General features: G+C 37.8%; 24 protein-coding genes. 6 read left to right on the forward strand and 18 right to left on the reverse strand.

Annotated elements, in window-relative coordinates; all coding sequences use genetic code 11:
- Position 1 precedes the first annotated feature (1 nt).
- From ACIQYS_RS12945 to ACIQYS_RS12980, 8 genes are all read right to left on the reverse strand, one after another.
- Positions 2–2170: an NAD-dependent epimerase/dehydratase family protein gene (locus tag ACIQYS_RS12945; protein WP_402980419.1), complete on the reverse strand. Its 2169-nt coding sequence runs from the start codon at positions 2168–2170 to the stop codon at positions 2–4.
- 21 nt (positions 2171–2191) lie between these two features.
- The gene (locus ACIQYS_RS12950; RefSeq protein ID WP_402980422.1) at positions 2192–3520 is read right to left on the reverse strand and encodes a right-handed parallel beta-helix repeat-containing protein; all 1329 of its coding nucleotides are present in this window, start codon (positions 3518–3520) and stop codon (positions 2192–2194) included.
- 176 nt (positions 3521–3696) lie between these two features.
- Entirely contained in the window at positions 3697–4611 is a 915-nt protein-coding gene (locus tag ACIQYS_RS12955) for a DMT family transporter (RefSeq protein ID WP_402980425.1), read from the reverse strand.
- Positions 4612–4824: 213 nt separating this feature from the next.
- Positions 4825–6072, reverse strand: a complete 1248-nt coding sequence (locus ACIQYS_RS12960) for an efflux RND transporter periplasmic adaptor subunit (RefSeq protein WP_402980428.1) — start codon at positions 6070–6072, stop codon at positions 4825–4827.
- Positions 6069–6746, reverse strand: a complete 678-nt coding sequence (locus ACIQYS_RS12965) for a hypothetical protein (protein WP_402980431.1) — start codon at positions 6744–6746, stop codon at positions 6069–6071. The genes ACIQYS_RS12960 and ACIQYS_RS12965 overlap by 4 nt, the downstream gene beginning before the upstream one ends.
- Before the next feature lie 16 nt (positions 6747–6762).
- Positions 6763–8142, reverse strand: a complete 1380-nt coding sequence (locus ACIQYS_RS12970) for a S41 family peptidase (protein WP_402980434.1) — start codon at positions 8140–8142, stop codon at positions 6763–6765.
- Between the two features lie 288 nt (positions 8143–8430).
- Positions 8431–8892, reverse strand: coding sequence for a transcriptional regulator (locus ACIQYS_RS12975; protein WP_402980437.1), 462 nt, complete (start codon positions 8890–8892; stop codon positions 8431–8433).
- Between the two features lie 168 nt (positions 8893–9060).
- Positions 9061–9414 carry a hypothetical protein gene (locus ACIQYS_RS12980; protein ID WP_402980440.1) on the reverse strand — a complete coding sequence of 118 codons (354 nt, stop codon included), beginning with the start codon at positions 9412–9414 and terminating at the stop codon, positions 9061–9063.
- Between the two features lie 191 nt (positions 9415–9605).
- Here ACIQYS_RS12980 and ACIQYS_RS12985 point away from each other — a divergent pair, with 191 nt between their 5' ends.
- From ACIQYS_RS12985 to ACIQYS_RS12995, 3 genes are all read left to right on the forward strand, one after another.
- On the forward strand, positions 9606–10004 hold the full coding sequence (locus ACIQYS_RS12985; protein ID WP_402980443.1) for a helix-turn-helix domain-containing protein: 399 nt from the start codon (positions 9606–9608) through the stop codon (positions 10002–10004).
- 152 nt (positions 10005–10156) lie between these two features.
- On the forward strand, positions 10157–11737 hold the full coding sequence (locus tag ACIQYS_RS12990) for a hypothetical protein (protein WP_402980448.1): 1581 nt from the start codon (positions 10157–10159) through the stop codon (positions 11735–11737).
- Entirely contained in the window at positions 11734–14445 is a 2712-nt protein-coding gene (locus ACIQYS_RS12995; RefSeq protein ID WP_402980452.1) for a DEAD/DEAH box helicase, read from the forward strand. Before ACIQYS_RS12990 ends, ACIQYS_RS12995 begins: the two co-directional genes overlap by 4 nt.
- A 96-nt stretch (positions 14446–14541) precedes the next feature.
- On the opposite strand, the gene ACIQYS_RS13000 is transcribed toward ACIQYS_RS12995, so the two are convergent.
- A complete protein-coding gene (locus ACIQYS_RS13000) occupies positions 14542–14958 on the reverse strand; it encodes a single-stranded DNA-binding protein (protein WP_402980455.1) in 417 nt (138 codons plus the stop codon).
- A 256-nt stretch (positions 14959–15214) separates the two neighbouring features.
- On the opposite strand from ACIQYS_RS13000, the gene ACIQYS_RS13005 reads away from it, so the two are divergent.
- Positions 15215–15643 (forward strand): YwpF family protein, encoded by a 429-nt coding sequence (locus tag ACIQYS_RS13005; protein ID WP_402980458.1) that lies wholly within the window; start codon positions 15215–15217, stop codon positions 15641–15643.
- A 266-nt stretch (positions 15644–15909) separates the two neighbouring features.
- Here the strand turns inward: ACIQYS_RS13005 and ACIQYS_RS13010 are convergent, their stop codons facing one another.
- From ACIQYS_RS13010 to spoIID, 9 genes are all read right to left on the reverse strand, one after another.
- The gene (locus tag ACIQYS_RS13010; protein ID WP_402980462.1) at positions 15910–16275 is read right to left on the reverse strand and encodes a hypothetical protein; all 366 of its coding nucleotides are present in this window, start codon (positions 16273–16275) and stop codon (positions 15910–15912) included.
- A 150-nt stretch (positions 16276–16425) separates the two neighbouring features.
- Entirely contained in the window at positions 16426–16866 is a 441-nt protein-coding gene (gene fabZ / locus ACIQYS_RS13015; RefSeq protein WP_402980465.1) for a 3-hydroxyacyl-ACP dehydratase FabZ, read from the reverse strand.
- Positions 16867–16878: 12 nt separating this feature from the next.
- Entirely contained in the window at positions 16879–17145 is a 267-nt protein-coding gene (locus tag ACIQYS_RS13020) for a DNA-directed RNA polymerase subunit beta (protein ID WP_402980468.1), read from the reverse strand.
- Positions 17146–17169: 24 nt separating this feature from the next.
- Positions 17170–18009, reverse strand: coding sequence for a flagellar hook-basal body protein (locus ACIQYS_RS13025; protein ID WP_402980471.1), 840 nt, complete (start codon positions 18007–18009; stop codon positions 17170–17172).
- Positions 18010–18193: 184 nt separating this feature from the next.
- Positions 18194–19033: a flagellar hook-basal body protein gene (locus ACIQYS_RS13030; protein WP_402980474.1), complete on the reverse strand. Its 840-nt coding sequence runs from the start codon at positions 19031–19033 to the stop codon at positions 18194–18196.
- A gap of 31 nt (positions 19034–19064) precedes the next feature.
- Complete coding sequence (gene mreB / locus ACIQYS_RS13035) at positions 19065–20057, reverse strand: rod shape-determining protein (RefSeq protein ID WP_402980477.1); 993 nt, start codon at positions 20055–20057, stop codon at positions 19065–19067.
- 305 nt (positions 20058–20362) lie between these two features.
- The gene (locus ACIQYS_RS13040; RefSeq protein ID WP_142537915.1) at positions 20363–20638 is read right to left on the reverse strand and encodes a sporulation transcriptional regulator SpoIIID; all 276 of its coding nucleotides are present in this window, start codon (positions 20636–20638) and stop codon (positions 20363–20365) included.
- 69 nt (positions 20639–20707) lie between these two features.
- Positions 20708–21373, reverse strand: coding sequence for a peptidoglycan DD-metalloendopeptidase family protein (locus tag ACIQYS_RS13045; protein WP_402980480.1), 666 nt, complete (start codon positions 21371–21373; stop codon positions 20708–20710).
- Between the two features lie 30 nt (positions 21374–21403).
- The gene (gene spoIID, locus ACIQYS_RS13050) at positions 21404–22345 is read right to left on the reverse strand and encodes a stage II sporulation protein D (protein WP_402980483.1); all 942 of its coding nucleotides are present in this window, start codon (positions 22343–22345) and stop codon (positions 21404–21406) included.
- 31 nt (positions 22346–22376) lie between these two features.
- On the opposite strand from spoIID, the gene ACIQYS_RS13055 reads away from it, so the two are divergent.
- Positions 22377–22655 carry a hypothetical protein gene (locus ACIQYS_RS13055; protein WP_402980486.1) on the forward strand — a complete coding sequence of 93 codons (279 nt, stop codon included), beginning with the start codon at positions 22377–22379 and terminating at the stop codon, positions 22653–22655.
- A 41-nt stretch (positions 22656–22696) separates the two neighbouring features.
- The gene (locus ACIQYS_RS13060) at positions 22697–23644 is read left to right on the forward strand and encodes a nuclease-related domain-containing protein (RefSeq protein ID WP_402980489.1); all 948 of its coding nucleotides are present in this window, start codon (positions 22697–22699) and stop codon (positions 23642–23644) included.
- Positions 23645–23714: the final 70 nt, after the last annotated feature.

Consider the following 23714-nt stretch of genomic DNA (forward strand, 5'->3'; position numbering starts at 1 on the left):
TTTAAAACTCTCCTTCTAACAACTTATATTTAATTCCTCTATTCTCAAGTCTGGATAAAACAACTTTTCCGTTTTTTATGTTGGTATTGGATAAGAGCACTAAAATAGTGTTATTTTTGCTCTGCCCTATATAATCCGTTTCTCGGAGTAGTCTGGAAATCTCTTCAGAGTAATAGGCAAACGATTCAACAGCCATAATTACTTCTAAAAGTAAGAAAGGAGTATTATACTTTTCTTTTGTTTCCCGTTTACTAGTTAAAATTTCTTCAAACACACTATTTTTCAAAATATGTGTGTTTGGTATAAATCGATTGATTTCAGTTGCTTCAATATAGCTGAATGCTCTTGCCAAAGCTGATTCTACTAATTCCGCAGTTACTCTGAAAAGGTTTTCGTGATAAAGTGAAAAACTATCAAAATCAATGCCGTTTATCGAAATGATCGCTGTAATTTTATCGTCATAATAAATTGGAGCTGCCATCAGTGGCGCATTGGAAAGTAATTCTTTGTTAACAAATACTTTTCCGTTTTTTAATATATTTTGAACATACTCGACTTCATCTACTTTTATAGAATTGATACTTGATATTTCTGAATCGTTTGCGTGTACGATTAATCTTAAAGTTGAGTTGTTTTTATTTAAAACATATATCGAAACGTCTTTTACATCCATTATTGTTTGTATAACGCTTACTGAACTTGTAAACACTTTTTCAGGTTCCAGACTTTCTAATTCTTTAACGATAGAATGGATTTTCCCATAACTATCTCCGCTATTTAGCAAACGTAATTGCAACTCTTTTTTTACTTCTCTCACATCTTTATAAACTCCATTCAAAAAGTCATAACGACTTTCTAGCTCTTCTATTTTTGACTTTTGCTCTATTAACATATTATTTTTCCGTTGAATAGAATAACCTACTACCAATCCAATAAATAGAAGGAAGGCGATTTGGAAAAAGAAAAAGGTATCATATAGTAAGGAGACAATTTCTCTACCCTCCAATAGCTTTTCAAAAACAATTAACCCAACAGATAATCCTACCGCTATAATCGATTGTCTGTTTCCGTATAAAATTCCTATAACAACAATGTAAAAAATTCCAAGATCAATTGAATTTAAAATACTTACTTGATTCGTTAATGTAAGCCAAGTGATAAATGAAAATGCAAGTAAGTTTTCAATATAAGGTTGGATTTTTCTATAGATTGCAGACGTCTTCTTTGATCTAATCGTTTTAGTACTTTCTTTTACTGTTTGCTTCTCCATCGCCCATTTATACGTATTTTCTAAGCCTGTTTCCATATCGTATTTTGGACCCCAATCTAATTCGTCCTTCACCTTTTGATTATTTAATACCGATTTGTCAATATCACCATCTCTAGCTGGAAGGGTCTTTATTTGGAATTCCCCATGCAAATTTTTCAACATTTCTAGTAAATTATTAATACTGTGTTCTTGATTTGTAGATAAATTAAATATTCCCTCCACGGTAGAGTTAGAAGCTCTAAAAATAGCATACGCAACATCTTCTACGTAGATAAAATCTCGTGTTTGCTCCCCATCACCATAGAGTTCTATTGGTTTGTTGTCGATAATTCTATTTAGAAAGATGGATATTACCCCACCTTCTCCTTCATTACTTTGCCTAGGTCCATATACATTTGAAAAACGGAAACAAACACTCTCAAAATTGTGTATTTCCTTCCACTTTCGACAGTATTCTTCCCCCATCCATTTACTTATTCCATACGGGGAGATAGGTTTGCATCCTTCTTCCTCCTTCAATGGAAGACGATCATTTAGACCATAAACTGCTGCGGAGGAAGCAAAAATAAATTTTTTCACCTGATATTTATGAGAAAGCGTTAGGATATTAACAAGACCAACAACATTTGTTTCTAGATCTTCTCTAGGGTTTAAGATTGATTTTGCAACACTTACCTGTGCGGCTAAATGAACAACTACATCAAAACGATAAGATTTGAAGATTTCTTCGCACTTTGGATCATCCACTGATAGCTCGTAATTTTTATGTTTAAATGAAATATTTTCTTTTTTCCCTGAAGAAAAGTCATCGATAATAAAAACTTCATATCCTTCTTTGTAAAACTTATCCGCTACATGCGAACCAATAAAACCGTACCCTCCCGTAATTAATACCCTCATCCCATTACCTTCCTATCCACTCTATTCACTTTTATCGAACAAATTCTTAATTTTGGTTTTAATCTTTTCGACTAGAGAAGGTTTCTTGGTAAATGAATAAATGCGATTGTTAATAAAAATATTGCTTCTTTCTTTTAAATCATTTCGTTGAATATAGTCATTTTTGGTTTTACTGTAAATTTCGTTATTAATAAATTGATTTTCTGACGTATTTGATTGAAGCGTTATTTCTCCGTAACCTTCCTTTTTTTGATCGTTAAAGTAGAGAATATTATTTGTTAATAGATTTTTATAAGCACCGCCATTGTAAACACTTGCTCCTCCGATAATTATGCCCGCACCATTATTGTTGAAGATAATATTATTCTTTGCAGTGATATAGCTTGTTTGTTTTCCATTGTTTTCGCTTGCAAGCTCAATCCCAAAATCATTGTTATAAATTAAATTCTTTTCAATTACTATTTCCGTTGAACCATCTGCATATATTCCTGCTGCTGCATGGCTGCCTTCATAAGCTGGATTTTTTCCCGAGCTGTTATTGTAAACTTCATTATTTGATATTGTTCCATTTCTAACTTGATCTAGACAATTAGATTCACATGCACCGTAAAAGCCTGCTACGTCAATTCCAATATTATTGTTATGGTGTATTTTGTTTTGTGAAATAGTAAATCCATCAATATTACCATTAAGTGTAAGTGCTTCACTGTTACCTAGTGTTAAATGGTGGATATTATTATTTTCAATCGTAATATCACTCATTTTTTGTGAAGAATTACCATAGAAAAGAATTCCATGTGCATTTCCTTTTTTATTTCCATTTTTTATATGATGTACATCGTTATTTAATAAGTGTATATTGCTCCCTCCATCACGGACTAGTATTCCTGCAGGATATTCATCGGAATGGTTTGTTCCTAGATTTCTTAATTCAAATCCATCAATCTTAATATAACTAGCATTTTCTAGATAAAATAAAGCAAGTTCACCACTTGTTAATGCCAATTTTTTACCATCTATAATTGGAAATTCCCCCGGAAATGCTTTGAATGAAATATATCCTTCGTCTTTGGAGCCAGAATTTGTGATGTGAACAAACTCTGAATAAATGCCGTCCCGAACATATACTGATTCTCCTGGCATCAGTGTATCGGCTGCCTTTTGAATTGTTTTCCATGGATTCTCTAAAGATCCATCATTTAAATCATTGCCATTTTCGGATACGTAATAAATGCTTTTTTCCATATTCGCTGCATTCGTTTGCAATGACAATAATAAAAATGCAAATATGGAAATTGACACTAATTTTATCTTATGCCAATTGGATGAAAAGTTTCCTTTTGCATTCAATTAGGATTACCCCTTTCATATGTTGGCTCATAAATTACTTGTGTATCGCAGGCGTCTAGATGGTTCTTAGATGGAAAAGATATTTTTTCTTATTTAAACCCAAAAAACGAATGTAAAATTCAGCGGCTGAATTTTACATTCGTTTATCTTACTATTCATCTATTATTTTTATTACCTCAAGATGAAATATGCTTTTTTCTTTTTTTCCACATATCTTCCGCAGCTCCTGATCCGAGCATAACACCTATTACGATAAGAAATAGGCCGATGAAGTGGCGTCCTGTTAGTATCTCTCCAAGGAAAATGGCGGAGAGAATGAGCGAGAATAACGGGTTTAAGTTCATGAATATCGCTGATTTTGTTGCGCCTGCTTTGCCGACTGCGTAGTTGTACATCATGTGGCCAACCGCTGTACAGATGATTGCTGATGTTAGAAATAGTACCCAAAACATTGAATTTGTTTCTGCAAACATGAAGATTCCGCCTGGTTCTTGTATAAAGCTGATGATGATGAGTGAGACTGCACCGATTAACAACATATAAGCGGTAAGCAGCCTTGGATCGAGCGTAGTTGCCGCTTTGCTCACGACCATATAGCTGAGTACTTGTGCTAAAATAGCGAGAAATACGTAAAAGTCTCCAATATTTGCTCCATTGGATGTGCCACCTCCGACTAGAATGGAGACGCTAACTCCCGCTAGTCCAAATACTAGACCAAGCCATTGAATTTTCGTAGGAAAATATTTCAATATAATAGCTGCGGAAATGGCCGTTAGCATTGGTCCAGTTCCTAAAATGAGTCCCCCATGGGTTCCACTCGTGATCGATAAGCCGATATTAAGGAAATAGTGGTGCAAGACGACATTTGTTAAAGACCCTAATAATATATATTTCCATTCTTGCTTCGTCGGTTTACGGAGGAGTTTCATTTTCCATAAAATGATAAACACTACTACACTAGCACATAGTATTCGAAAAGCGGTTAGTGTGACGGGTGGTACTACTGTTATTAAATATTTTAATATGGGAAGGTTTGCTCCCCAAACGAACATGACGAACACGAGCATGGCATAAATTTTCCATTCTTTCACTTGAGGGCCTCCTTGTTAGAATTGATATAGACAAGCTTACTAAAATGAGTAGCGAGTCCATCTTTTGCGTTTATATTATTACATTAGTATAGCGAAGTTATTTACAGTTGTTAATAGCTATTTTTCGGGAGTGGCAGGATCGGTTGATTGTGTGAGGAGATCCATTCGGTGGGAAAAAAATCTAGCCGTTACGAGTGGCAACGGCTAGATTTATTATTTGTATGTTAGATATTTCAAGTAATCTTTCCATCCAATTGCTTTGATGCTTTTCCAGGATGGGAGGTCACGTGGAAATGGTAGGAAAGCCGATGCTTCGTCAATTTTGGGGTCTGCGTTTAGTACGATGCTTTCGCTTTGCACGCCTTCTGATAGAATGGCGTATTGTTTTAAGTCAAACGGTACGTTGACTTTTATCCGGATGATTTTCCCATCGTGTGAAAGTGTGTACACTTCGGCTGCTTCTTCTGATCGATTCAGAAGCCAGTCTGCTTTTACGCGAATGGCGTTTTCGACTTCGTCTGTGATGATGACGGAGTTGATGTTGGCAGCGAATGGCAATGTATCTAGTTGTTCATCTAGTTGGATTTGCACTTCGTATACCGGTTCTTTCGTTTCATTGCCAAATTGTTCGTATGCTTTTAGCCATTTATTGTCGTTTGCTGGCACTTGCGTTTTAGTCAATACGGTCCCTTCTACTACGCCTTCTCGATGGGTAGAGTAGTTATTCACACGTTGACCTTCATTTATTCGGTGCCACTCTGCCTCTTTTGCGTATGTGATGACAGATTTTTCATTTGCGTAAATGGTAATAAAATACGTACCGTTTCGTTCTTCGATTGCAGCGATGTTCCCGTCTATTGGGCTTAGTAGCGCTGTTTCGCCAGAATTTTGACTTAACTGAGCGCTAACAATTTGTAACTTGCGTTCTATTTCGGCAATTTTTTGTTCTGTCTGTGCAATTGCTTGGGCGAAATTCCCTTCTGGAGAAATATTCACGTCAACTTGAAGATTTACACGAGTTTCCTCATCACCTGATGATTGGTTACTTGTCGAATTGGAACCAGCTCCGTAGCGCTCCGACTCGAGATTTTCGATGATGTCATAAAGTCGTGATTGTTCTTCCATGTACGCCTCTTGCTCGGATTCCCAGTTTGCTCGCTGTGTATCGGCAGACTCTGTGTTTAATAATGCAAGCTCCGTTCCTTCTTGTACGACATCTCCTTCTAACACAACGATATCGCTAGTAGCATCGACATCTATTGTAACGATCACTTCATTCGCCGGCACGACGACCGATTCTTTTTCCAGTTCTTTCGCATATGTACTTTCATGGACGCGGTCATATTCATGGACGTAATAAGTTCTCGCTATTTCGCTGTTATTGGAAAATAAAAGAATGGCATTTACTGCAATGAATGTAGACACCACAATCGCAATACAGATTGTTATCATTTTATTCATGCAGCTTGCCCCCCTTCGAACCAAGCTTCTAGTGGAAGTACTTGGATTCCTGCTATGAATAAAGCCAGAATGAGCTGGATCACTAGTAAAATAATAAATAGGTTGCGAGCAGACATTTCGGTAAATGCCCGTAAAAAATGAAACTGGATCGCAATTATTAGTCCGGTAACTAGCGTTAATTCATTAAAAAAATAAGTAAAGAATTCATTGTCTAAAAAAGTTGCTGCAAGCGGACCGAATGATAAAATCGAAAAGTCCGTTGTAAAACCAACGATTGCATATAAGAAAAATGTAAATGCTTTTTCCATTAAAAGTAGCGCTACGACGAATAACTGTATTACCGCCACTTTGGACAGTTCAATATTCATTATCTTATGTAAAAGAAAGGCGATTCCGAAGAAATGAAACGCCATATAAAGGAAAGACCAAATAATCGCTCCTATTAAAGAAGTCGCCCTTGCGATGACGAACGTATCTTCAAAGCCACCTACAAATAATGTGGTGAGACCTTCTGTGTTCATGCCCCATAGATCGCGAAGCGCAAACAATAGCACTCCTAGTAATGCGACTAGACAGACACGCTTTTCAAAGCCGCGCATCCTTGTATCTTTTAGTGACCCAATTAACTCATTTCGGTTAAAAAGGTATTTCCAAAATCGAAAATCAAAAAACATTCTATTGTTCCCCCTCTTATGGCTGAACAGTTACTTCCACATAGGCACCGTTTTTCATCATTTCTCCAGTTTTCGCTTGGAATGTTGGATGAATGAGTAGTAAGTAGGCTGCTCCTTTTTCAAGTGGTGCTGTTGGTGTTAAGACGAACTGATTATGCGATTTTTGTTCTATGTTGACTTGCACGTTGCTCGCAGTTCCCAGTTTGACTAATTCCATTTTTTGCTGTTTGTTTGGTACTATGGCATTTGAAAATGTAACGGTAAATTCTTTCGTTGTTGGCACATTTTGAAGTGCCGGCATTTTTTTGTATGTTTTATTTGCTTCAAGAATGGTGTCAAGATGGGCTTTTTGTAGTTCTTGCCCAACTGCTGTCGTAATTTGTGGTTGGATGCCGGTTTTATGGATGATCGTTCCTTTTGGTCCTGTGAAGTTTGCGATCGTCAGTTTTAAGTAGGAACCATCAGACAAATTGTAAAATGTTTGCATCGAGCCTTTGCCATACGTTTTTTGGCCATAAAGTGTTGCTGACTTTTGGTCAAGTAGTGCGCCGGCAACCATTTCAGAAGCACTTGCGCTGTATCCATTTACAAGTACTTTTGTGTTTGTTGGAAATAGAGATGATTGCTGCACAGACTTCACTAGTCCCTCTTGGTCTCTCATGTGAAGCGCATATGCATAAGGACTTTTTGGAAATAAACCTACCATTTCCTCTGCCGTATGTACAAAGCCGCCTCCATTATTTCGTAGATCTACGATAAATGAAGTTGCTCCTTGCTTTTGGAGAGTCTCTTTTGCTTTCTGCACAAGTGTTGCCCCATCATCTGAAAATGAATTGAGGCCGATGTATCCAACGTTTCCATATAGAAGTTGCTTCGTTACAGCCGGAACAGTGAACTTATTGCGTGTTATCTTGTACGTTTTTGTTAGATTAGTAGTTTTTAACACTTCTAATTGTACCGTCGTTCCTTCTTGACCAGTGATGAGCGAGGATACCTGTTGAACCGACATACCTTTAGTCTTGGAACCATCAACTGATAAAATAATATCGCCAGGCTCTAACCCAGTAAGCGCTGCGGCTGCTCCTTCAAAAGTGCTCACTATTTGAATTCCTTTTTCATGTTCTTCAATTATGACTCCAATACCAGTCGTCGTATTGTTGATAGAGCCAGTGAACGCCTCAAATTCTTCTTTTGTAAAATAAGAAGAATACGGATCCAATTGTCCTATAATGGCATCAATCGAAGACATAGTTTGTAAATTGGAAGGAAGCTCACCCATATAATTTTCACTAACTATTTGTTTCACTTCATCTAACGGCGATGCTGCCGCTTTAAGAGGCATTCCTAACCAGCCAATCACCATTAGCGCTGTTACTAATGCAGTAATCCTCCTCATTCCAATTCCCCTTTCAATCCTATATAAACCTATATTACCTGAAAAACCCTCCATCTGCAGTAATTTCTCCCCACCCTACCAAAATATTGCGCTATTAGGTTTGAATAATTTGTTTGGTTTTAGGGGTAGTTGGTTGTAACTTTTTATTAATTTTCCTTCTTATTCATTAAATCGAGATATTTCCCGGGAAATTTACAGCAAAGGAGTCGAAGAATATGAAAATCGACAAATTTAAAATCATAAAAACACCTATCGTTTTTTTTCGTTAGGTGTTTTTATGTGTTCGTATTATTCAATTGGGAAACCTCCGTTAAATTCTTTGTACTGTTGTAGTTTGCTGAATAAGTTCTCGTCTTTATTAAGCAATGCATAGTCAATCATGCGTTCATAGTTTTTTTGTTCTAATTCTTGTATCACTTCGGCGGCGTTTTCCAAAGATGAAGAGCTCAAATTCATATGCACGTTCTTTTCAATAATCACTTGTAAATGCATATGAATATCTGAAACGAGTAAAAGTTGATAAAGCGGTAGTCGGATAAATCGATTTTCTTTTTGGAATACAAATATTTCTGATAGATTTTCCACTTGTAGCGTTTCAGCATGTACAATGATTTCTTTCCCTTCTACCGGTATGAAGTGAAACAATTCGTCATCTTTTCGAATTGAGAAGTATTGGTATGCGAAAACTAATTTTATCCGATTGCCTTCTCTCTTCGTGTAAAATGGCTTCATTAATTGTACGAGTAACATGTCATCCTCTCCTTATATCGGAATTTTCCGATTATTATTAGTTTATCATATTTTTCATTTTTCGTGTAGTGCATCTTAATGCTTATTCCAGGCTTCCCGCGGCTTACACTCGCTTTTTCTCGGGCAAAGAAAAAAGCAAATGCACATCACATTTGCTTTTTGAGTTTATCATTTTACTAAAATGGCAGTTGGTTCATTTCTTCCTTTCGAATTAGAGAAAAAACCAACCTTTCTTGGACCACATCTGACTGCAAATGTTTGGAGTACTTGTGGTAAAACTTCCGATTCTGTTAGTTCTCCTTTGCTTTCTAAATAGAACGAAAACGTTTCTGTTTCGAAATCTAACTCCAAATCATAAACTGTGAAATCTTCCGCTACAATTTGCTTTATACTTGTTTCTGCTTTTTCGGGATTGCTAATCAAATACTTTAAATTGCTTGTTTTCGCACCAACTAATTTTATTTCTTCTTGTTCCATCGTCGGTTGGTGATTTTGAATACCTAATAAATCAGGTATATGCAACTGTATTTTCTTTATTTTTTACACTTCCTTTCTATCAACTTTATCCCTAATTTTCACATCATTGTAGTAGTATACTAATACCTATATACTATAAAATCTAATGTGATGTATAAAAATCTCCATTTTAGCGATTTTTACTATCTTTCTCTCTTATTTCGATATTCTTGTTTCATTGTATAGGAGGGAATTGTATGGCCTTTTATGAGCGCATTCGCGAGTATCGGGAACAACTGGAAATTACACAAATCGAAGCCTCTAGAAGACTAGGCATTGACCATTCTGTCTTGTCGAAATATGAGCGGGGCGATCTTTCCATACCCATTGAGTTATTACATAAATTTATGGTCGAGTACGGTATACCGGAAAAAGAATTTTTGGAAATGCTGATTGGTACAAGATCAAAAAGGAATAATCCTGGACTTGAAGCTAGGGAAAGTAGAGAACGATATCTTGAGTCCTTTCAAGAAGAATACGTTTCACAGCTGATTCCTCTAAAAGAATTTAGAGAATTAGTAATCGATGTAATAACTGTTTCTCCTGATGAAAAAGAACGTAGACGTCTGCTTCAGCATAAACGGAAAAATCATTAATGCTATGCTTTTACTTGTACTGCCGTGAATGAATTTCACAGTGTTAGAACGAGTAAAAGCTTTTTCTTTTAAAAAATAGACGGTGCGGCTTTAATTCTTCTTCGATTGAACGTATAATGGAAGGAAAGCCTTTTTTCTTAGGAGAGATTCCCTTGACTCTGACTTCTTATCAAAAACTTACCGCGCATTATAAAAAGTATATTGACCAATCGATGGCTACGATTGAAAAGAAACTACATCCCGCTATTTTAGAGGATGAAGAACTTGTTCGACGTGCCGCTTTTTTTGTGCGTAATGGGGCAGTTTCTATTGCAAATTATTTACCGCAGGAACACAAAATCGATTTCACGATTCGTGACGTGAGCAATATTGAAGTATCTTATCACCTTTTACAAGATCATTTTTCCTGCCCTTGTCCGATGCAAAAACCTTGTCGACATATTGTCGCAGCTGTTTTTTATTTGTATCAACAAAATGATTCTTTGTCGACGTGGATTTCACAATGGCGTTCCAATGATGATTTGACACAATTAACGTTATTTAAAGATGAACGTAGTCCCAGAAGCTGGGAGCTGATTGTAGAAAACTTTTTCCGAAAGTTTATTTCCCAATACCCACCTACTAGCTTTTACTTGTTAGAGTTTGCCGTGCATGATCTGAAAGCGCAAATTCGAAAGTCTCGACCTTTTGAAAGGGAATGGCAGCCAATCTATGATGTATATGTGAACCTCTCTATATTAGTTAGAGTTTGGCCGTATTTAGAGCCATTTGCGGATTCTAATATGCGCAATCGTGTTTTTCATTTCCTACATGAGTATGTAGATGAACTCGATGAATATTTGGCACAACTTGCTTCCAAACCGAGAATGTTCGCGGCGGATCCCTTTTACGACGATATGATGAAACGTGTTCGCTCTTTTTATTTTGAAACGGAATCCCTTTTTCGTTTTCGAAAGCACGTGTATTTAGCTTGTTGGGACGCCCTTGTGACAGACAAAGCGACTCGCATTGATGAAGTAAAATATTTAGAGCAGTTAGATAAAACAGATGAAGATATCCCTTTAAATATTGTGTTACCTTATTTTTATCTTACGTTATCGATGACCGATGAGTTGCTTGCAGCAGCCGAGAAGATGGAAACAGAGCAACTACTTGAATGGCTAGAAGTGTGCGAAAAAGCGCTTCAAATGACTAACAAAGATATGGTGAATAACCTTGCAAGAAAGTTATTACCGCATATTTCTTACTATTTAAATGAAGCGATTACCAATCCATCACGTGTCATGCTCATTCGCAGGTTAGAATTATTATTCTCTACGATTCAGCTTGAACCAGAAGAACTGGAAAAGCTATATCAATCATTTGGGCTGTATGGGATACAGTCTTATTCGACTTTGTTGTTAAAAGAGAAGCGTTATCGTGATTGGATGGCGTTACATCAGTCTGCAAATTCATCGCTTGAATACGCAGAGGCTTGTGGACTACCTATTGTCAAAGAAGAAGCTCCAGAAGTATTACTTCCGCTTTATCATCATTATGCAATGCGATTTATCCAAGAAAAAAATCGGTATAGCTATAAACAGGCGGTCCGAATATGGAAAAAGATGAAACAAGTTGCAAAGAAATCGAATGACACGGATTACTGGAATGCATATGTAGATAACGTTCGTGAAAAATACAAAAGACTTCGTGCATTACAACAAGAAATAGAGAAAGGAAACCTGCCTTTATGACCCAGCCTTTATCTATTACAAAAGACTTTTCACTTAACATTCATGCCACTGAAAATGGGTATTTTCATTTAACAACAGCAAGCGCTCCAGCCGAACAATGGGTACCTTCTTTATATATAGACCATCGGGAAAGTTTTTTTGGACTTACCGCGCAATTTGAAGACAATGCACTTATTGCTTCGCCTGTTGAATTAGTTGAACTATTTTCTGGGAAAATACATCCTTTCGTCACTTTTTCCGGTGTAAATGAAGATTCTAACAATTGGTTGCAAACATTTAAAGAAGCAGCAAATGTTTGGGCAAGTCCTGACTTATGGGACCAGCTACAACTTAAAGACAATATATTTGAAGTAAAAGCGCCAATTGACGATCAAGCGAAAGCACTTATTTCGAATGCGGTGACGCAAAAACTTTATCAAGCAGGTCTTGCAATGGAGGATATACCTGCCCTTATCCCGTTTTTCCAGCAAGGCGGATGGCCAATTAAATCGCAAACTACACACCCGAATGTGCTTGTTGCATTACGATTATCAGAACCAGAAGCACTTGATGACACGTGGCTACTTGAGACAGTCGTTCGCGGGAAGAAAAGCAGTGTTTACTGGACACCAGCATATCGTAAAAAGTCACTACCGATCAAAGATGCGTTACCTGATAAATGGGGCGAATTTAGCAATTTTATAGAAGAAATGCAAACGAAAATGTTTTCGCTCATTTCTTCCATTGATCAACGAAATCCGGAAGCATTCTTCTCTTCGACATTATCAGATGAAGAAGTTCGCGTATTCCTCCGAGATGACTTAGTAAAATTACAAGCGCTCGGATTTGAAATTGTCCTTCCTACATGGCTTAAAGCAGTAAAAGAAACGAAAATGCGCGTCAAAACAATTGCGAAAACGGCTAATACGTATAAAACTACTGCCGGTCTAAATGAAATTTTGCAATTTAACTGGAGTTTCTCTTTAAACGGTCAAGAAATAACATCAGAAGATTTTCAGCAACTTGTAAACGAAAACCGTTCGTATATTCAAGCAGGAAATGAATGGTTTCGCATAGATGCCGCTTGGATGCATGAAATCCGCGAGCTAATGAAGAAATCAGAAGACGAAAATTGGACCGTAAAAGAGCTATTATTCCGTGAGATACCGGAAGAAATGGCGTTAATGCTAGATGATGACGAAGAGTCTAATGAGGATCCATTATTCCAGTTTGAAATGCAAAAATCCCTTCAAACGCTAATGGAACAGCTTTCAGAGAAAAAAGGATTTCCTGCAGTCGACGTTTCCGATAACTTATTGACAACGCTTCGTCCTTATCAGCAACTTGGTTTAGAGTGGCTTGTATTCATGCGAAACGAACAATTTGGTGCTTGTTTAGCAGATGATATGGGACTTGGAAAAACGGTACAATTAATTTCTTACTTATTGCATGTACATGAAAATGAAAAGCGAGAAACACCTTCCTTGATCATTTGTCCAACTTCCGTTTTAGGTAACTGGCAAAAAGAGTTGGCAAAGTTTGCGCCTTCTTTAAAAGTTCAAACGCATTATGGTTCTGCTCGTACGAAAGAAATAGATTTATCCGCAGATGTCGTTATTACAACATTCGGGACTGCGATGCAAGATGTGGAGTCACTTGAAGAAATTGTTTGGTCTAGCATTACCCTTGATGAGGCACAAAATATTAAAAACATGCATACGAAGCAGTCTCGCGCTATTCGAAAACTGACTGGTGCACATCATATTGCATTAACAGGTACACCGGTCGAAAACAGACTATCCGAGCTTTGGTCCATTTTCGATTTTATCCATAAAGGATATTTAGGTTCGTTCCGTAAGTTTCAGGAAAACTATATTGTACCGATTGAACGAGATAATTCCGATGCAACGAAACATAAGTTACGGATCAAAATTCAGCCGTTCTTATTAAGAAGAACAAAACAAGATCCAGAACTTCTGCTGAACTTACCCGAAAAACTAGAACAACGCGAATATTGTGCGTTAACTACTGAGCAAGCAGCTTTGTATGAATCGCTTATCCAAGAAACGGTGAGTAAGCTTGACACGCTCACTGGTTTCGAGAAAAAAGGACTCATTTTAAAAATGCTAAGTAAGTTAAAACAACTTTGTAATCATCCTGCACTGTATTTAAAAGAGCCGTTTGATGATGCGGAAGACATGCTCGAACGTTCTGAAAAGCTGGCACAAATCGTGACGCTTGCGGGAGAAATTGCAGCGAGAGGCGAACAATGTCTCATTTTCACTCAATATATTGGCATGGGACATTTATTGCAGCATTGCTTAACTGAATTATATGATGTGGATGCGCCATTTTTAACCGGAAGTATGCCGAAAAATCAGCGTGACCATTTAGTAGAGGCTTTCCAGGCGAAAGAATTTCCTGTTTTCTTACTATCATTAAAAGCTGGTGGAACTGGTTTAAATTTAACGGCTGCTAGCCATGTACTACATGCTGACCGGTGGTGGAATCCCGCTGTCGAAAATCAGGCAACCGACCGTGCCTATCGTATTGGTCAGACGAATTTCGTGCATGTGCATAAATTCATTACGATTGGGACGATTGAAGAAAAGATCGATAAATTACTAGTTGAAAAACAGGCACTATCTGAAGAACTGATCCATTCGAGCCAGTGGATTACAGAAATGTCTGACGCAGATTTAAAAGATTTGTTAACATTGTCGATTTGATTGTTTTCCTAATTAGTTTTTAAAAACCTGACCGTGCTTCTTTCGGTCAGGTTTTCCTCTCTGATTGTTCAAGCAAAGTTTTGCGGTCTTCGCTTTTTACACTGGAAGTTGATTGGATGGTGTAGACGGAAATTCAAAATCGGTTTCATCATTCTTTGGTTGTTCGTGTCCATTTGCCGGTGTGTTAAGTTGTTCTTCTTCGTCTCGTTTTTTAGTCACTAAAAATCGGATGTCCTCCACAACTACTTCTGTTACAAATACTCTTGTACCATCGCCTTTTTCATATGATCTCGTATTTAGCCTACCTGATATCCCAACAAGTGAGCCTTTCCCACAATACTTGACCGTTGTTTCTGCGAGCTTTCCCCAAATCGTGCATAGCACAAAGTCCGCATCATCGTTTTTATATCCTTTATTTACAGCAAGAACAAAACTTGTTTGTAACCTTCCTTCCGATAAATACTTGAGCTGTGGGGCTTTTGTCATTCGTCCGATTATCGAAACTGTGTTCACCTTGTCACCTCCTTTTGTCTCATTGGCAATATCATACTGGCACATAAAATTGTTAGCAAAAGCCAACAATTTTATTTTCATGCGGTTTTATTTGTCAAAATGGCATTTCATATTTTTTCATTCACTCTAATCCCAATCAACCGCTGTATGACGAAAAATCGAAAATGGAATTTTAGCATTTTCACAATTATTTTTTTAAGGATAGATTGCTATGCTATAATGGGTAGTAATTAGTCCTGAAAAAGGTGGATTGTACATGAAAACATTCAAAATGATTTCCGTTGATCTTATTCGTGATAGTAATGAAATGCCGATTACATTGGAGGATGGCATTGTCATCAACCAAGAGAATACAAGTCGGTCATGGATTTTAGAATTATTTATCGATCAGAAATATGAAGCTTTTTTTAACGAATTGAAAACTTCTGGTGAATTGTTTAATGCAAAAGTTGTTATTTCTTATCCAGAAAATGAACCTGCGCATTTTGAAGTTGTCACTTATTCGGTGAAGCAAATCGGGGATTATTTATCGGTGTTATTGCGTGGTACGTTGAAACGTGCGAGAAGAAAATATGCGGAGTCGCTGCTTGCTGATTTAATCGAGGAAGGATTGACTGGCGAGGCGCTTTTATCTAAATTTGAACATGATATGAAAACGAGACCTTCTTTGAAAAGGGATCAATAAGTACAAAAGACACCTTGTTACTAGCTACCTGTAAAGGATAGTATCTTCGAGTTTGTCGTGTTGAGCGGTCTTTTTGTCGCGCTTGGGGTAGTCTTTGTCGTGTTCGAAGTGGATTTTGTCTCGTTCAACCACATACTGTAAGATATATAACTGATTAGGCTGGCAATCATTTTCTTTGATTTTCGCTGCTGGCGGCCTATAAAGTTTCCTAAAACAGAACAAAAGCCGACTCCAAGTTATACCACTTGGAGTCAGCTTTTTTGGTTTTATTTTTTGATGTCTTCTTTAATAATGACTTCTTCGTTTGTCGTATTTGGCTGTCGAATTGTTTCGTTGTTTGGTGTTACTAAACCATTGTTGGTATTTGGTACGATCTCTTCATTTACATTTGGACGTACATTATTTACACCGTTATTGACTCCGTTATTTACTCCATTATGGACTCCATTTGGCCCGACGTTATTGTTGTTAGGCGAAGGCGTATTTACACCTGGATTTGGGACTACTCTGTTCACATTATCTCGAACCTCTTCCATTGGAGTTTCGTTATTATTCGGAACAGTTTTGTGCATATTACATCCTACCAACAAAACAGAACACATAGCAACTACTGGCACGGCTTTTTTGAGCATTAAAAAATTCCTCCTCTCTGGATTATCTTCATCACATCTTTGTGACTTACGATATGTTGTCCAAGAAAAGAAGGAACTATCCCATGGCAATCTTGCCTGTTTTTGCATGTAAACGGACTGTATTTTTAAGCGAATAAAGGAATACTATGATTAAGCGTTTTCCACTACTGGCCCTAATGCAAATAGGATGTCTGCTTCACAAACAAGCTCACCATCTACCGTTGCGATGCCATGTCCTTTACCCATTGCACCACGTAGTCTTGTCAGTTCTACTTCTAGTTTTAATTGATCGCCTGGTTTTACTTGTCGTTTAAAGCGGCAATTATCAATGCCTGTGAAGAAAGCAAGCCTTCCTTTGTTTTCAGGAATTTGTAACACTGCTACTGCTCCAACTTGCGCAAGTGCTTCTACGATTAATACACCTGGCATGACTGGATATCCAGGGAAATGACCATTAAAAAATTGCTCGTTGATCGTTACATTTTTTAACCCTACTGCTCGTTTTCCTTCTTCTAATTCCAGTATACGGTCAATCATTAAAAATGGATAACGATGAGGTAAAAGTGCCTGTACTTGCTCGGTTGTTAACATAGAATCATCCTCCTATTTTCCATCTTTTATATCTAAAATATGCTGGTATGTTTCCCATTTAAGTGCATCTGTTGTTGTTCCATCACCTAAAACGCTATACCCTACAATTAGTCCCGCTGCGGCTGCTCCAGTAAAAAGAACGATACATAATAGTATACGCAGCCAAATGGGGAACATACGAATTTGTACCCAATATGTTTTTTTAGATGCCGTCGTTTGCTCTTGTTCTCTTTCTAATCGTCGCTGTCGTCTGCCAGAGATTTTTACTTCTTCTGTCATAAACCTAACTCCTTATGGAAATGATTATCTTATTCCATTGATGAGACCCATCATTTGGTCTGCTATTGTTATGGAACGCGCATTGAATTGATAGGATCGTTGTGCCGTCATTAAATCGGTCATTTCCTTTGATATATCCACATTTGACATTTCAAGTACTTGGTTTGCTAATGCAATATCGCCTCGAGCTGCTCCTTGGAGATTCGTCATGACGTCTCCTGCATTGACGCCTAGTTCAGCTAAATTTGTAGGCATCCTAATATATGTCGAAGAAATTTGTTCCATTAACTGCGGTTTTTGTAACACAGATACTGCTAGTTCACGCTGAACTGTTGCTCCATCTGGGTATGTTGCAGTAAGGATACCTGTTTCATTGACCGAGAATCGTGAAACATTTGCTGGTATCGTAATTGCTTGTCCCGCACTATCTGCTACTGGATATCCATCGCCATTTACGAGCATTAACTGGCCATTTTCAAGAGGTGATACATAAAACGCTCCTTGGCGTGTATATGCCGTTTGCTGTCCATTTTCGCCATCTGGCATAAGAACATTAAAGTATTGCTTTGGTTCTTGAAAAGCAAAATCTAAGTCACGATCAGTAGATTGCAAGCTTCCTTGTTTCCAGTTCATCTGCACTTGTGCAAGGGATGCGCCTACTCCATAACGAATTCCTACAGGTGATTGTCTTTCTGCTGTATCCAGTTTATCGTTCGTATATTGTTGGTAAAGTAACTCTTGAAACTTGACATCTTTTGTTTTGTAGCCATGCGTGTTTGCGTTGGAAAGGTTATTTCCGATAACATCTAGCTGGCTTTGTAGCTGAGACATCGTGTTTGTTGCCGTAATCATTGTACGTAGCATGTATGTTGACCTCCTAAACGGTTATTGTTTACCCACAGCGCCTTTCCTGTCGGTGGCCTGCAGGATGTAGGCCATACAGTCGTTGCGAAATGTTTTTTATTTTGCGACGAGCTTTGCGCAGGAGCACCGCGATGTCGCGAACATAGACTGTATTCCTCTAAAATAGGCGCTTCCGCATTTCTTTTTAGTTCACGCGTCCTACTTCGTTTACTGCTTTTTGCATGCTTTGGTCGTATGCTTGCAGTACTTTTTGGTTTGCTTCAAATGCGCGGTATGCGGTTAAAAGATCCGTCATCGTTTTTTGGGCATCGACGTTGGAACGTTCAATATACCCTTGTTGCATAGAGAAGCTCACGTTTGCTGTATCAAAAGCAGATGGTAAGTTCGTTCCGTCCGCTGTTTGGAATAAGCCGTTATCTTGCTTTTTCAATGTATCTGGCTGCGCTGCGAATGAAACACCGATTTGCGCTACAGAAGCATCATTCACAAAAATCTGTCCGTCGTCAGTAACTCGAAAATCATCATTTTGCAGTTGGATCGGCTCTCCGTTATTATCCAACACATACAACCCTTGGGCATTCGTTAAAAAGCCTGCTGGATCTAACGTGAAATTACCGTTCCGAGTGTATGCTTCGCCTTCTACTGGATGCTGCAAACGATAAAAAATGGCACCAGTTTGACCAGTTTCCCCGTCTACTGGAAGTGCTCCATCGATTAAAGCAATATCCGTATTCAACTCTGTTTGCTGCAATTGGCCTTGTGTTAAAAGGGCAATTGTTTCTTGCATATATACACCTGTACTAAGTCCACCGATTTCAGCTGCATACTTCCCGTGTATAGCATTTTCTGTTGGTATTTTAGTAGGTCCAAGTCGAGACATGAGCATGTCTGGGAAAGAACGAATCGTCGATTGATCGGCTTTGTATCCTGGTGTATTGGCATTTGCCATATTATTTGTCAGCAACTCTGTTCTACGCTGTTGCGCAATCATTCCAGATGCAACTGTATGAAATCCACGAAACATGAGAAAGCCTCCACTCTGATTATTTGTTTAGCTAGCGTCTAGTTATTTTATCAATATTGTCTAACATCAATCCGGTTCCAATTGCGACACAATCCATTGGTGCTTCTGCAACAAATACTGGCACTTTCAATTCTTCCATCAGTAGATGATCCATGCCATGTAAAAGCGCTCCTCCACCAGTTATGATGACACCGCGATCGATAATATCGGCGGATAATTCAGGTGGTGTTTTTTCAAGCACATTTTTGGCAGCTTGTACAATAACGGAAACAGATTCACGTAATGCTTTTTCTATTTCTTCTGATTGAATCGTGATCGTTCTTGGAAGTCCTGTTACCATATCACGTCCGCGAATATCCATTTCTTCCTGGCGGCTATCTGGGAAGACCGTTCCAATCTCTATTTTAATATTTTCTGCTGTACGTTCCCCTATTAACAGCTTATATTCTTTTTTAATATATTGAAGAATATCGTTATCAAAAACATCCCCAGCAATTTTTATAGACTCGCTTGTTACAATATCTCCCATTGATAGTACTGCAACATCTGTCGTACCACCACCAATATCTACAACCATATTACCGCTCGGTTGGAATATATCCATGCCAGCACCGATTGCTGCTACTTTTGGTTCTTCTTCTAAGTATACTTTTTTACCGCCAGATTTTTCTGCGGCTTCACGGATTGCTTTTTGTTCGACACTTGTAATGTTTGTTGGACAACAAATTAATATACGTGGCTTGGACAGAAACCCTTTTACGTTCAATCTATTAATGAAATACTTGAGCATGGCTTCTGTTATATCAAAATCGGCAATTACACCGTCTTTAAGGGGTCTAATAGCTACGATGTTACCTGGTGTTCTCCCCACCATTTGTCGGGCTTCCTCGCCTACTGCAAGTACTTTTTTTGTACTTTTATCTATCGCTACAACGGAAGGTTCGTTTAACACAATCCCTTTTCCTTTTACATGAATTAATACGTTCGCAGTACCTAAATCTATACCAATATCCTTTGCAAACATTAACAGTGTTTCTCCTTCCCTGTTAGAACCTTTTTATATGTATATTTCCATATGTCTCTAACTTATAATTTTATCATAGTTTTGTCAGAATTACACTTTTTTTAGTAACGTATTATGTAGAAATTGAGGGAATTGACTGAAGGAAACCAATTCAGGTATAAGAGCAACCAATTGAGCAGGGGCAGCAACGAGATTTCTTGTGAAATCAACTAATTTGTGCGCGAAAGCAACCAAATTAGGAAATCTCTTTTCTCCCTGCGACAAATCTTTAGTTGCATCTCAATCAACAAGAAAAAGCCGTGATTTTACAAATCACGACCTTTCCTATCTTCCTTTTTTGATTTCCATTTTCTTTTCGTAGCTTCTCCACCTCGCAAATGCCTGACCGATTTATGATACGCAAGAATTTCTTTCACTTCTTTTGCAAGCTGCGGATCTACTAAATGAAGTCTTTCCGTTAAGTCCTTATGAACGGTACTTTTGGAATGACCGGTTGTGCTCGCGATGGCACGGACAGTTTTTTTCGTTTCAATGACCATTTCACCTAAACGTATACATCTATGACGAATCGTTTCGTGCACCAACTCTTCCTTTCGTTAGTAAAGGAACACTTTTCATCACTTTATGCATACGTATAAGTTATTATGAATTTAAAAAGCTAGTAATGATTCCGGATTTACAAGTACACCGTTGTCGAGTATTTCAAATTGTAAATGGACGCCTGCTGTTGGGTTCCATTCATTTTCCGTTGCAGTTGCAAGGGCTTGACCTTGTTCTACTTCGTCTCCAACTTTTACTAGAATGCCAGTGACTGAGCGATATTTCGTTTGCATTCCATTTGCATGTGAAATCACAATTTCATCACCTACAAATGGATCTAGATTAACTGCTTCTACTTTTCCACTCATTGCAGCTACTACTTCGAACGGTTCACTATTCATAGATAGAGATACGCCTGTGCTTGCTACGTATGTTTGATTGAATACGAGCAATGATTTTTCACGAGTCGTTTCATCGGCTTCCATGTCGTAATAGTGTTGTACAACCTCTACTTTATCAAACAGTGCTTCATCGAAAGGATATTTCATGTTTTCTGCTTGAGCGTTCGTTTCGATTGTTACTTTTTCGGTTTTACTACCAGCTTCGGTCCATGCTGCATCTTCCGCTGAATCAGTGTTAACATAGACATTGTACCCCCAAATCATCCCTACAAATGCTACCGCAAAACCTGTGTAGACTAGTGGCCAAAACCATGGCTTTTTCGGATTGGTCTTCGTCTTCTTCTGAGAAGGCTTGTTTGATTGTTCTTCTCTCATTTTCATCACCTCAATTGCATTGTTGGCAAATCAAGGAGATTTTAAACATGCTGAAAAACTTTTTATTTCTGTTCCTGTATAATAGTGCAATAAAATGTCGTGAGCGCTTGCGTGATCGTTCGCAAGTACCTCTGCCCCGTACTGGCTCATCCCTACCCCATGCCCGTATCCAACAGTGTTTACTACCACTTTATCATTCTGGAAAGTTACCGTGAAATCGGTGGATGGTAGTCCAAGTAACGCTCGGACTTCTCTGCCTGTCCATATTTTGCCGCTCATTTGAATCGACTCTATTCGATTTGTATCTGTCCTCGTAACTTGAAAACTAGTTGGTATGTTAGCAGACCACTTAATACCAAAAGCCTTAGCCCATTCCTTATGGGTAAACTCAAATTGCTTTTTTACATTCGAAGCGTATTGTTCTTCTGCCTCACTCGGCACCGAAACTAAATATGGAATTGAGTTGCCACTGTAATTTTCCGCGCTTTCCGTCTGGCCATTACTCGAAGAAAAAAACATCGCCGTAATCAGCTGATTTTTGTAAACGATAATTTCCCCTTCTGTAGCCGCAACGACTTTTTGAAGCTTGTCCTCATATGCGGTAAATGAGGCCCCCCATTTTTTCTTACGCTCTTCTTCCGTTGCATAAACTTGCTTTTGCACTGTTTTGTCGATTGACTTTTTCCCATAGTTTGTTTCTCTTAGCACATACGTCCTTGCCGCAATGGATTGCGCCTTTAATGCTTCTTCATGGAAGGAAATAGGCATTTCTGCAGCTACAACCCCTAGTACGTATGTTTCAAGAGGAATTTTCTCCTTGACCCCTTCCACTTCTATTAGTATTGGGCAGTCTATTTCTAGTGCTTTTTCGACTTCTGGTGCAGGCTTTGTGTCATGCTTTTCTTTGATCAATAAAAATGGTAATAGCAAGAGTCCAATAAATAGGATTAGTAATAGGATATTTTGTTTCATGGGACAACTATATGCGAGGGAGGGAGTTCTCATGAGTGGATTTTTTTGTAGAATAGCAGTTTCGTGGGATTATTATCCATTATTTAACGGAATATATCTATGGGAAACCAATTTAGTGATGAGAGCAACCATTTTGAAGACGAAAGCAATCAATTCCATCACTAGAGCAACTACTTTATGTAGGAAAGCAACCAACATAATAAAAATTATTGCAAAATTGATATTTGATGCTTTATTTCAATCCAAAATGCAATTTTCACTTCATTTCTTCCAAAAAGCAATACTAAAACGCTATTTCCGTCATTTTTAGTTTGTATGTAGATTATGCTAAGCTATTTGCGAGGTGATATAATGATAGCCAAAAAATATACTGCTTCCCTTTATGTAGAAGCATTGCATGCTCTATATAAAAGAATGCCTAAAAGTCATTTAAAATTTTCTAAGATACAAGAAGAATACTATCAAACAGTGGCCGGTGATATTGGAGAGGAAGCTGTGATGAAAGTGATAGAGCAGCTAGATTTGCCCTATAAATTTTACATTTTTCATAATGTTTTATTGTACTCGGAAACTCTTTTTCAAATGGATATACTAATCATTACCCAGTACTACGCGTTAATTTTAGAAGTCAAAAACATTAAAGGCGAAATTACATTTACAGATCAGCAAATGATTAGAACGCTTACGACAAACGAAACACATGCTTTTGACAATCCATTTCTACAATTAGAAGAATACGAAAACCAATTGAAACGGTTATTTCAAGCAAATCATATTTCATTACCTATCTTTAGTGCCGTCGCTTTCGCCTTTACTTCTAGCATTATTAAAGTCCCCCCCAAAAATAAAACTATATTATTTCGAAGAGGAATCAAGCCTTATATACGAAATATCCAAGCTACCCCTAGCCTTTTATCACACGCCCAGTTAGAAAGCTTAAAGTGTTTACTTTTAAAAGATAATATCGAATTTCAACCATTTCCATTAACCAATCATTTTAATATTGATCCCAACTCACTTCAAAAAGGTGTTGAATGTGTGCAATGTGGATTGATTGGTATGAAAAAAGTAATTCGAAATTGGTATTGCCCAAGATGCAAATCCTCACATCGTCATGCACATGAATCCGCATTAAAAGATTATTTTCTCGTTTACAAGAGCACAATAACTAACCTGGAATGTCAACAATTTTTACATCTGAACAATAAGTATGAAGCAACAAAAATATTAAACAATCCCATGCTAATCAAAACTGGACAATCCCGAAGTAGAAAATATACTATGAAATTTGATAATTAATGTGTACTGGGAGGAAACCAAGTAGGAGTGCCTCCGAAATCGGATGCTTACCTACTAAAAAGTGGCAATG

The sequence above is a fragment of the Psychrobacillus sp. NPDC096426 genome (assembly GCF_044762745.1).
Classification (GTDB): Bacteria; Bacillota; Bacilli; order Bacillales_A; family Planococcaceae; genus Psychrobacillus.

What these genes read in the sequence shown, in the direction of transcription:
- ACIQYS_RS12945 (WP_402980419.1), bottom strand. Translation starts at nt 2,170, where the DNA reads ATGAGGGTATTAATTACGGGAGGGTACGGTTTTATTGGTTCGCATGTA.
- mreB (WP_402980477.1), bottom strand. Translation starts at nt 20,057, where the DNA reads ATGTTTGCAAAGGATATTGGTATAGATTTAGGTACTGCGAACGTATTA.
- ACIQYS_RS12960 (WP_402980428.1), bottom strand. Translation starts at nt 6,072, where the DNA reads ATGAATAAAATGATAACAATCTGTATTGCGATTGTGGTGTCTACATTC.
- ACIQYS_RS13020 (WP_402980468.1), bottom strand. Translation starts at nt 17,145, where the DNA reads ATGACAGAAGAAGTAAAAATCTCTGGCAGACGACAGCGACGATTAGAA.
- ACIQYS_RS12975 (WP_402980437.1), bottom strand. Translation starts at nt 8,892, where the DNA reads ATGTTACTCGTACAATTAATGAAGCCATTTTACACGAAGAGAGAAGGC.
- ACIQYS_RS13060 (WP_402980489.1), top strand. Translation starts at nt 22,697, where the DNA reads ATGATAGCCAAAAAATATACTGCTTCCCTTTATGTAGAAGCATTGCAT.
- fabZ (WP_402980465.1), bottom strand. Translation starts at nt 16,866, where the DNA reads ATGTTAACAACCGAGCAAGTACAGGCACTTTTACCTCATCGTTATCCA.
- ACIQYS_RS12985 (WP_402980443.1), top strand. Translation starts at nt 9,606, where the DNA reads ATGGCCTTTTATGAGCGCATTCGCGAGTATCGGGAACAACTGGAAATT.
- ACIQYS_RS12965 (WP_402980431.1), bottom strand. Translation starts at nt 6,746, where the DNA reads ATGTTTTTTGATTTTCGATTTTGGAAATACCTTTTTAACCGAAATGAG.
- ACIQYS_RS13030 (WP_402980474.1), bottom strand. Translation starts at nt 19,033, where the DNA reads ATGTTTCGTGGATTTCATACAGTTGCATCTGGAATGATTGCGCAACAG.
- ACIQYS_RS13010 (WP_402980462.1), bottom strand. Translation starts at nt 16,275, where the DNA reads ATGCTCAAAAAAGCCGTGCCAGTAGTTGCTATGTGTTCTGTTTTGTTG.
- ACIQYS_RS12995 (WP_402980452.1), top strand. Translation starts at nt 11,734, where the DNA reads ATGACCCAGCCTTTATCTATTACAAAAGACTTTTCACTTAACATTCAT.
- spoIID (WP_402980483.1), bottom strand. Translation starts at nt 22,345, where the DNA reads ATGAAACAAAATATCCTATTACTAATCCTATTTATTGGACTCTTGCTA.
- ACIQYS_RS13045 (WP_402980480.1), bottom strand. Translation starts at nt 21,373, where the DNA reads ATGAGAGAAGAACAATCAAACAAGCCTTCTCAGAAGAAGACGAAGACC.
- ACIQYS_RS13025 (WP_402980471.1), bottom strand. Translation starts at nt 18,009, where the DNA reads ATGCTACGTACAATGATTACGGCAACAAACACGATGTCTCAGCTACAA.
- ACIQYS_RS13055 (WP_402980486.1), top strand. Translation starts at nt 22,377, where the DNA reads ATGAGTGGATTTTTTTGTAGAATAGCAGTTTCGTGGGATTATTATCCA.
- ACIQYS_RS13005 (WP_402980458.1), top strand. Translation starts at nt 15,215, where the DNA reads ATGAAAACATTCAAAATGATTTCCGTTGATCTTATTCGTGATAGTAAT.
- ACIQYS_RS12970 (WP_402980434.1), bottom strand. Translation starts at nt 8,142, where the DNA reads ATGAGGAGGATTACTGCATTAGTAACAGCGCTAATGGTGATTGGCTGG.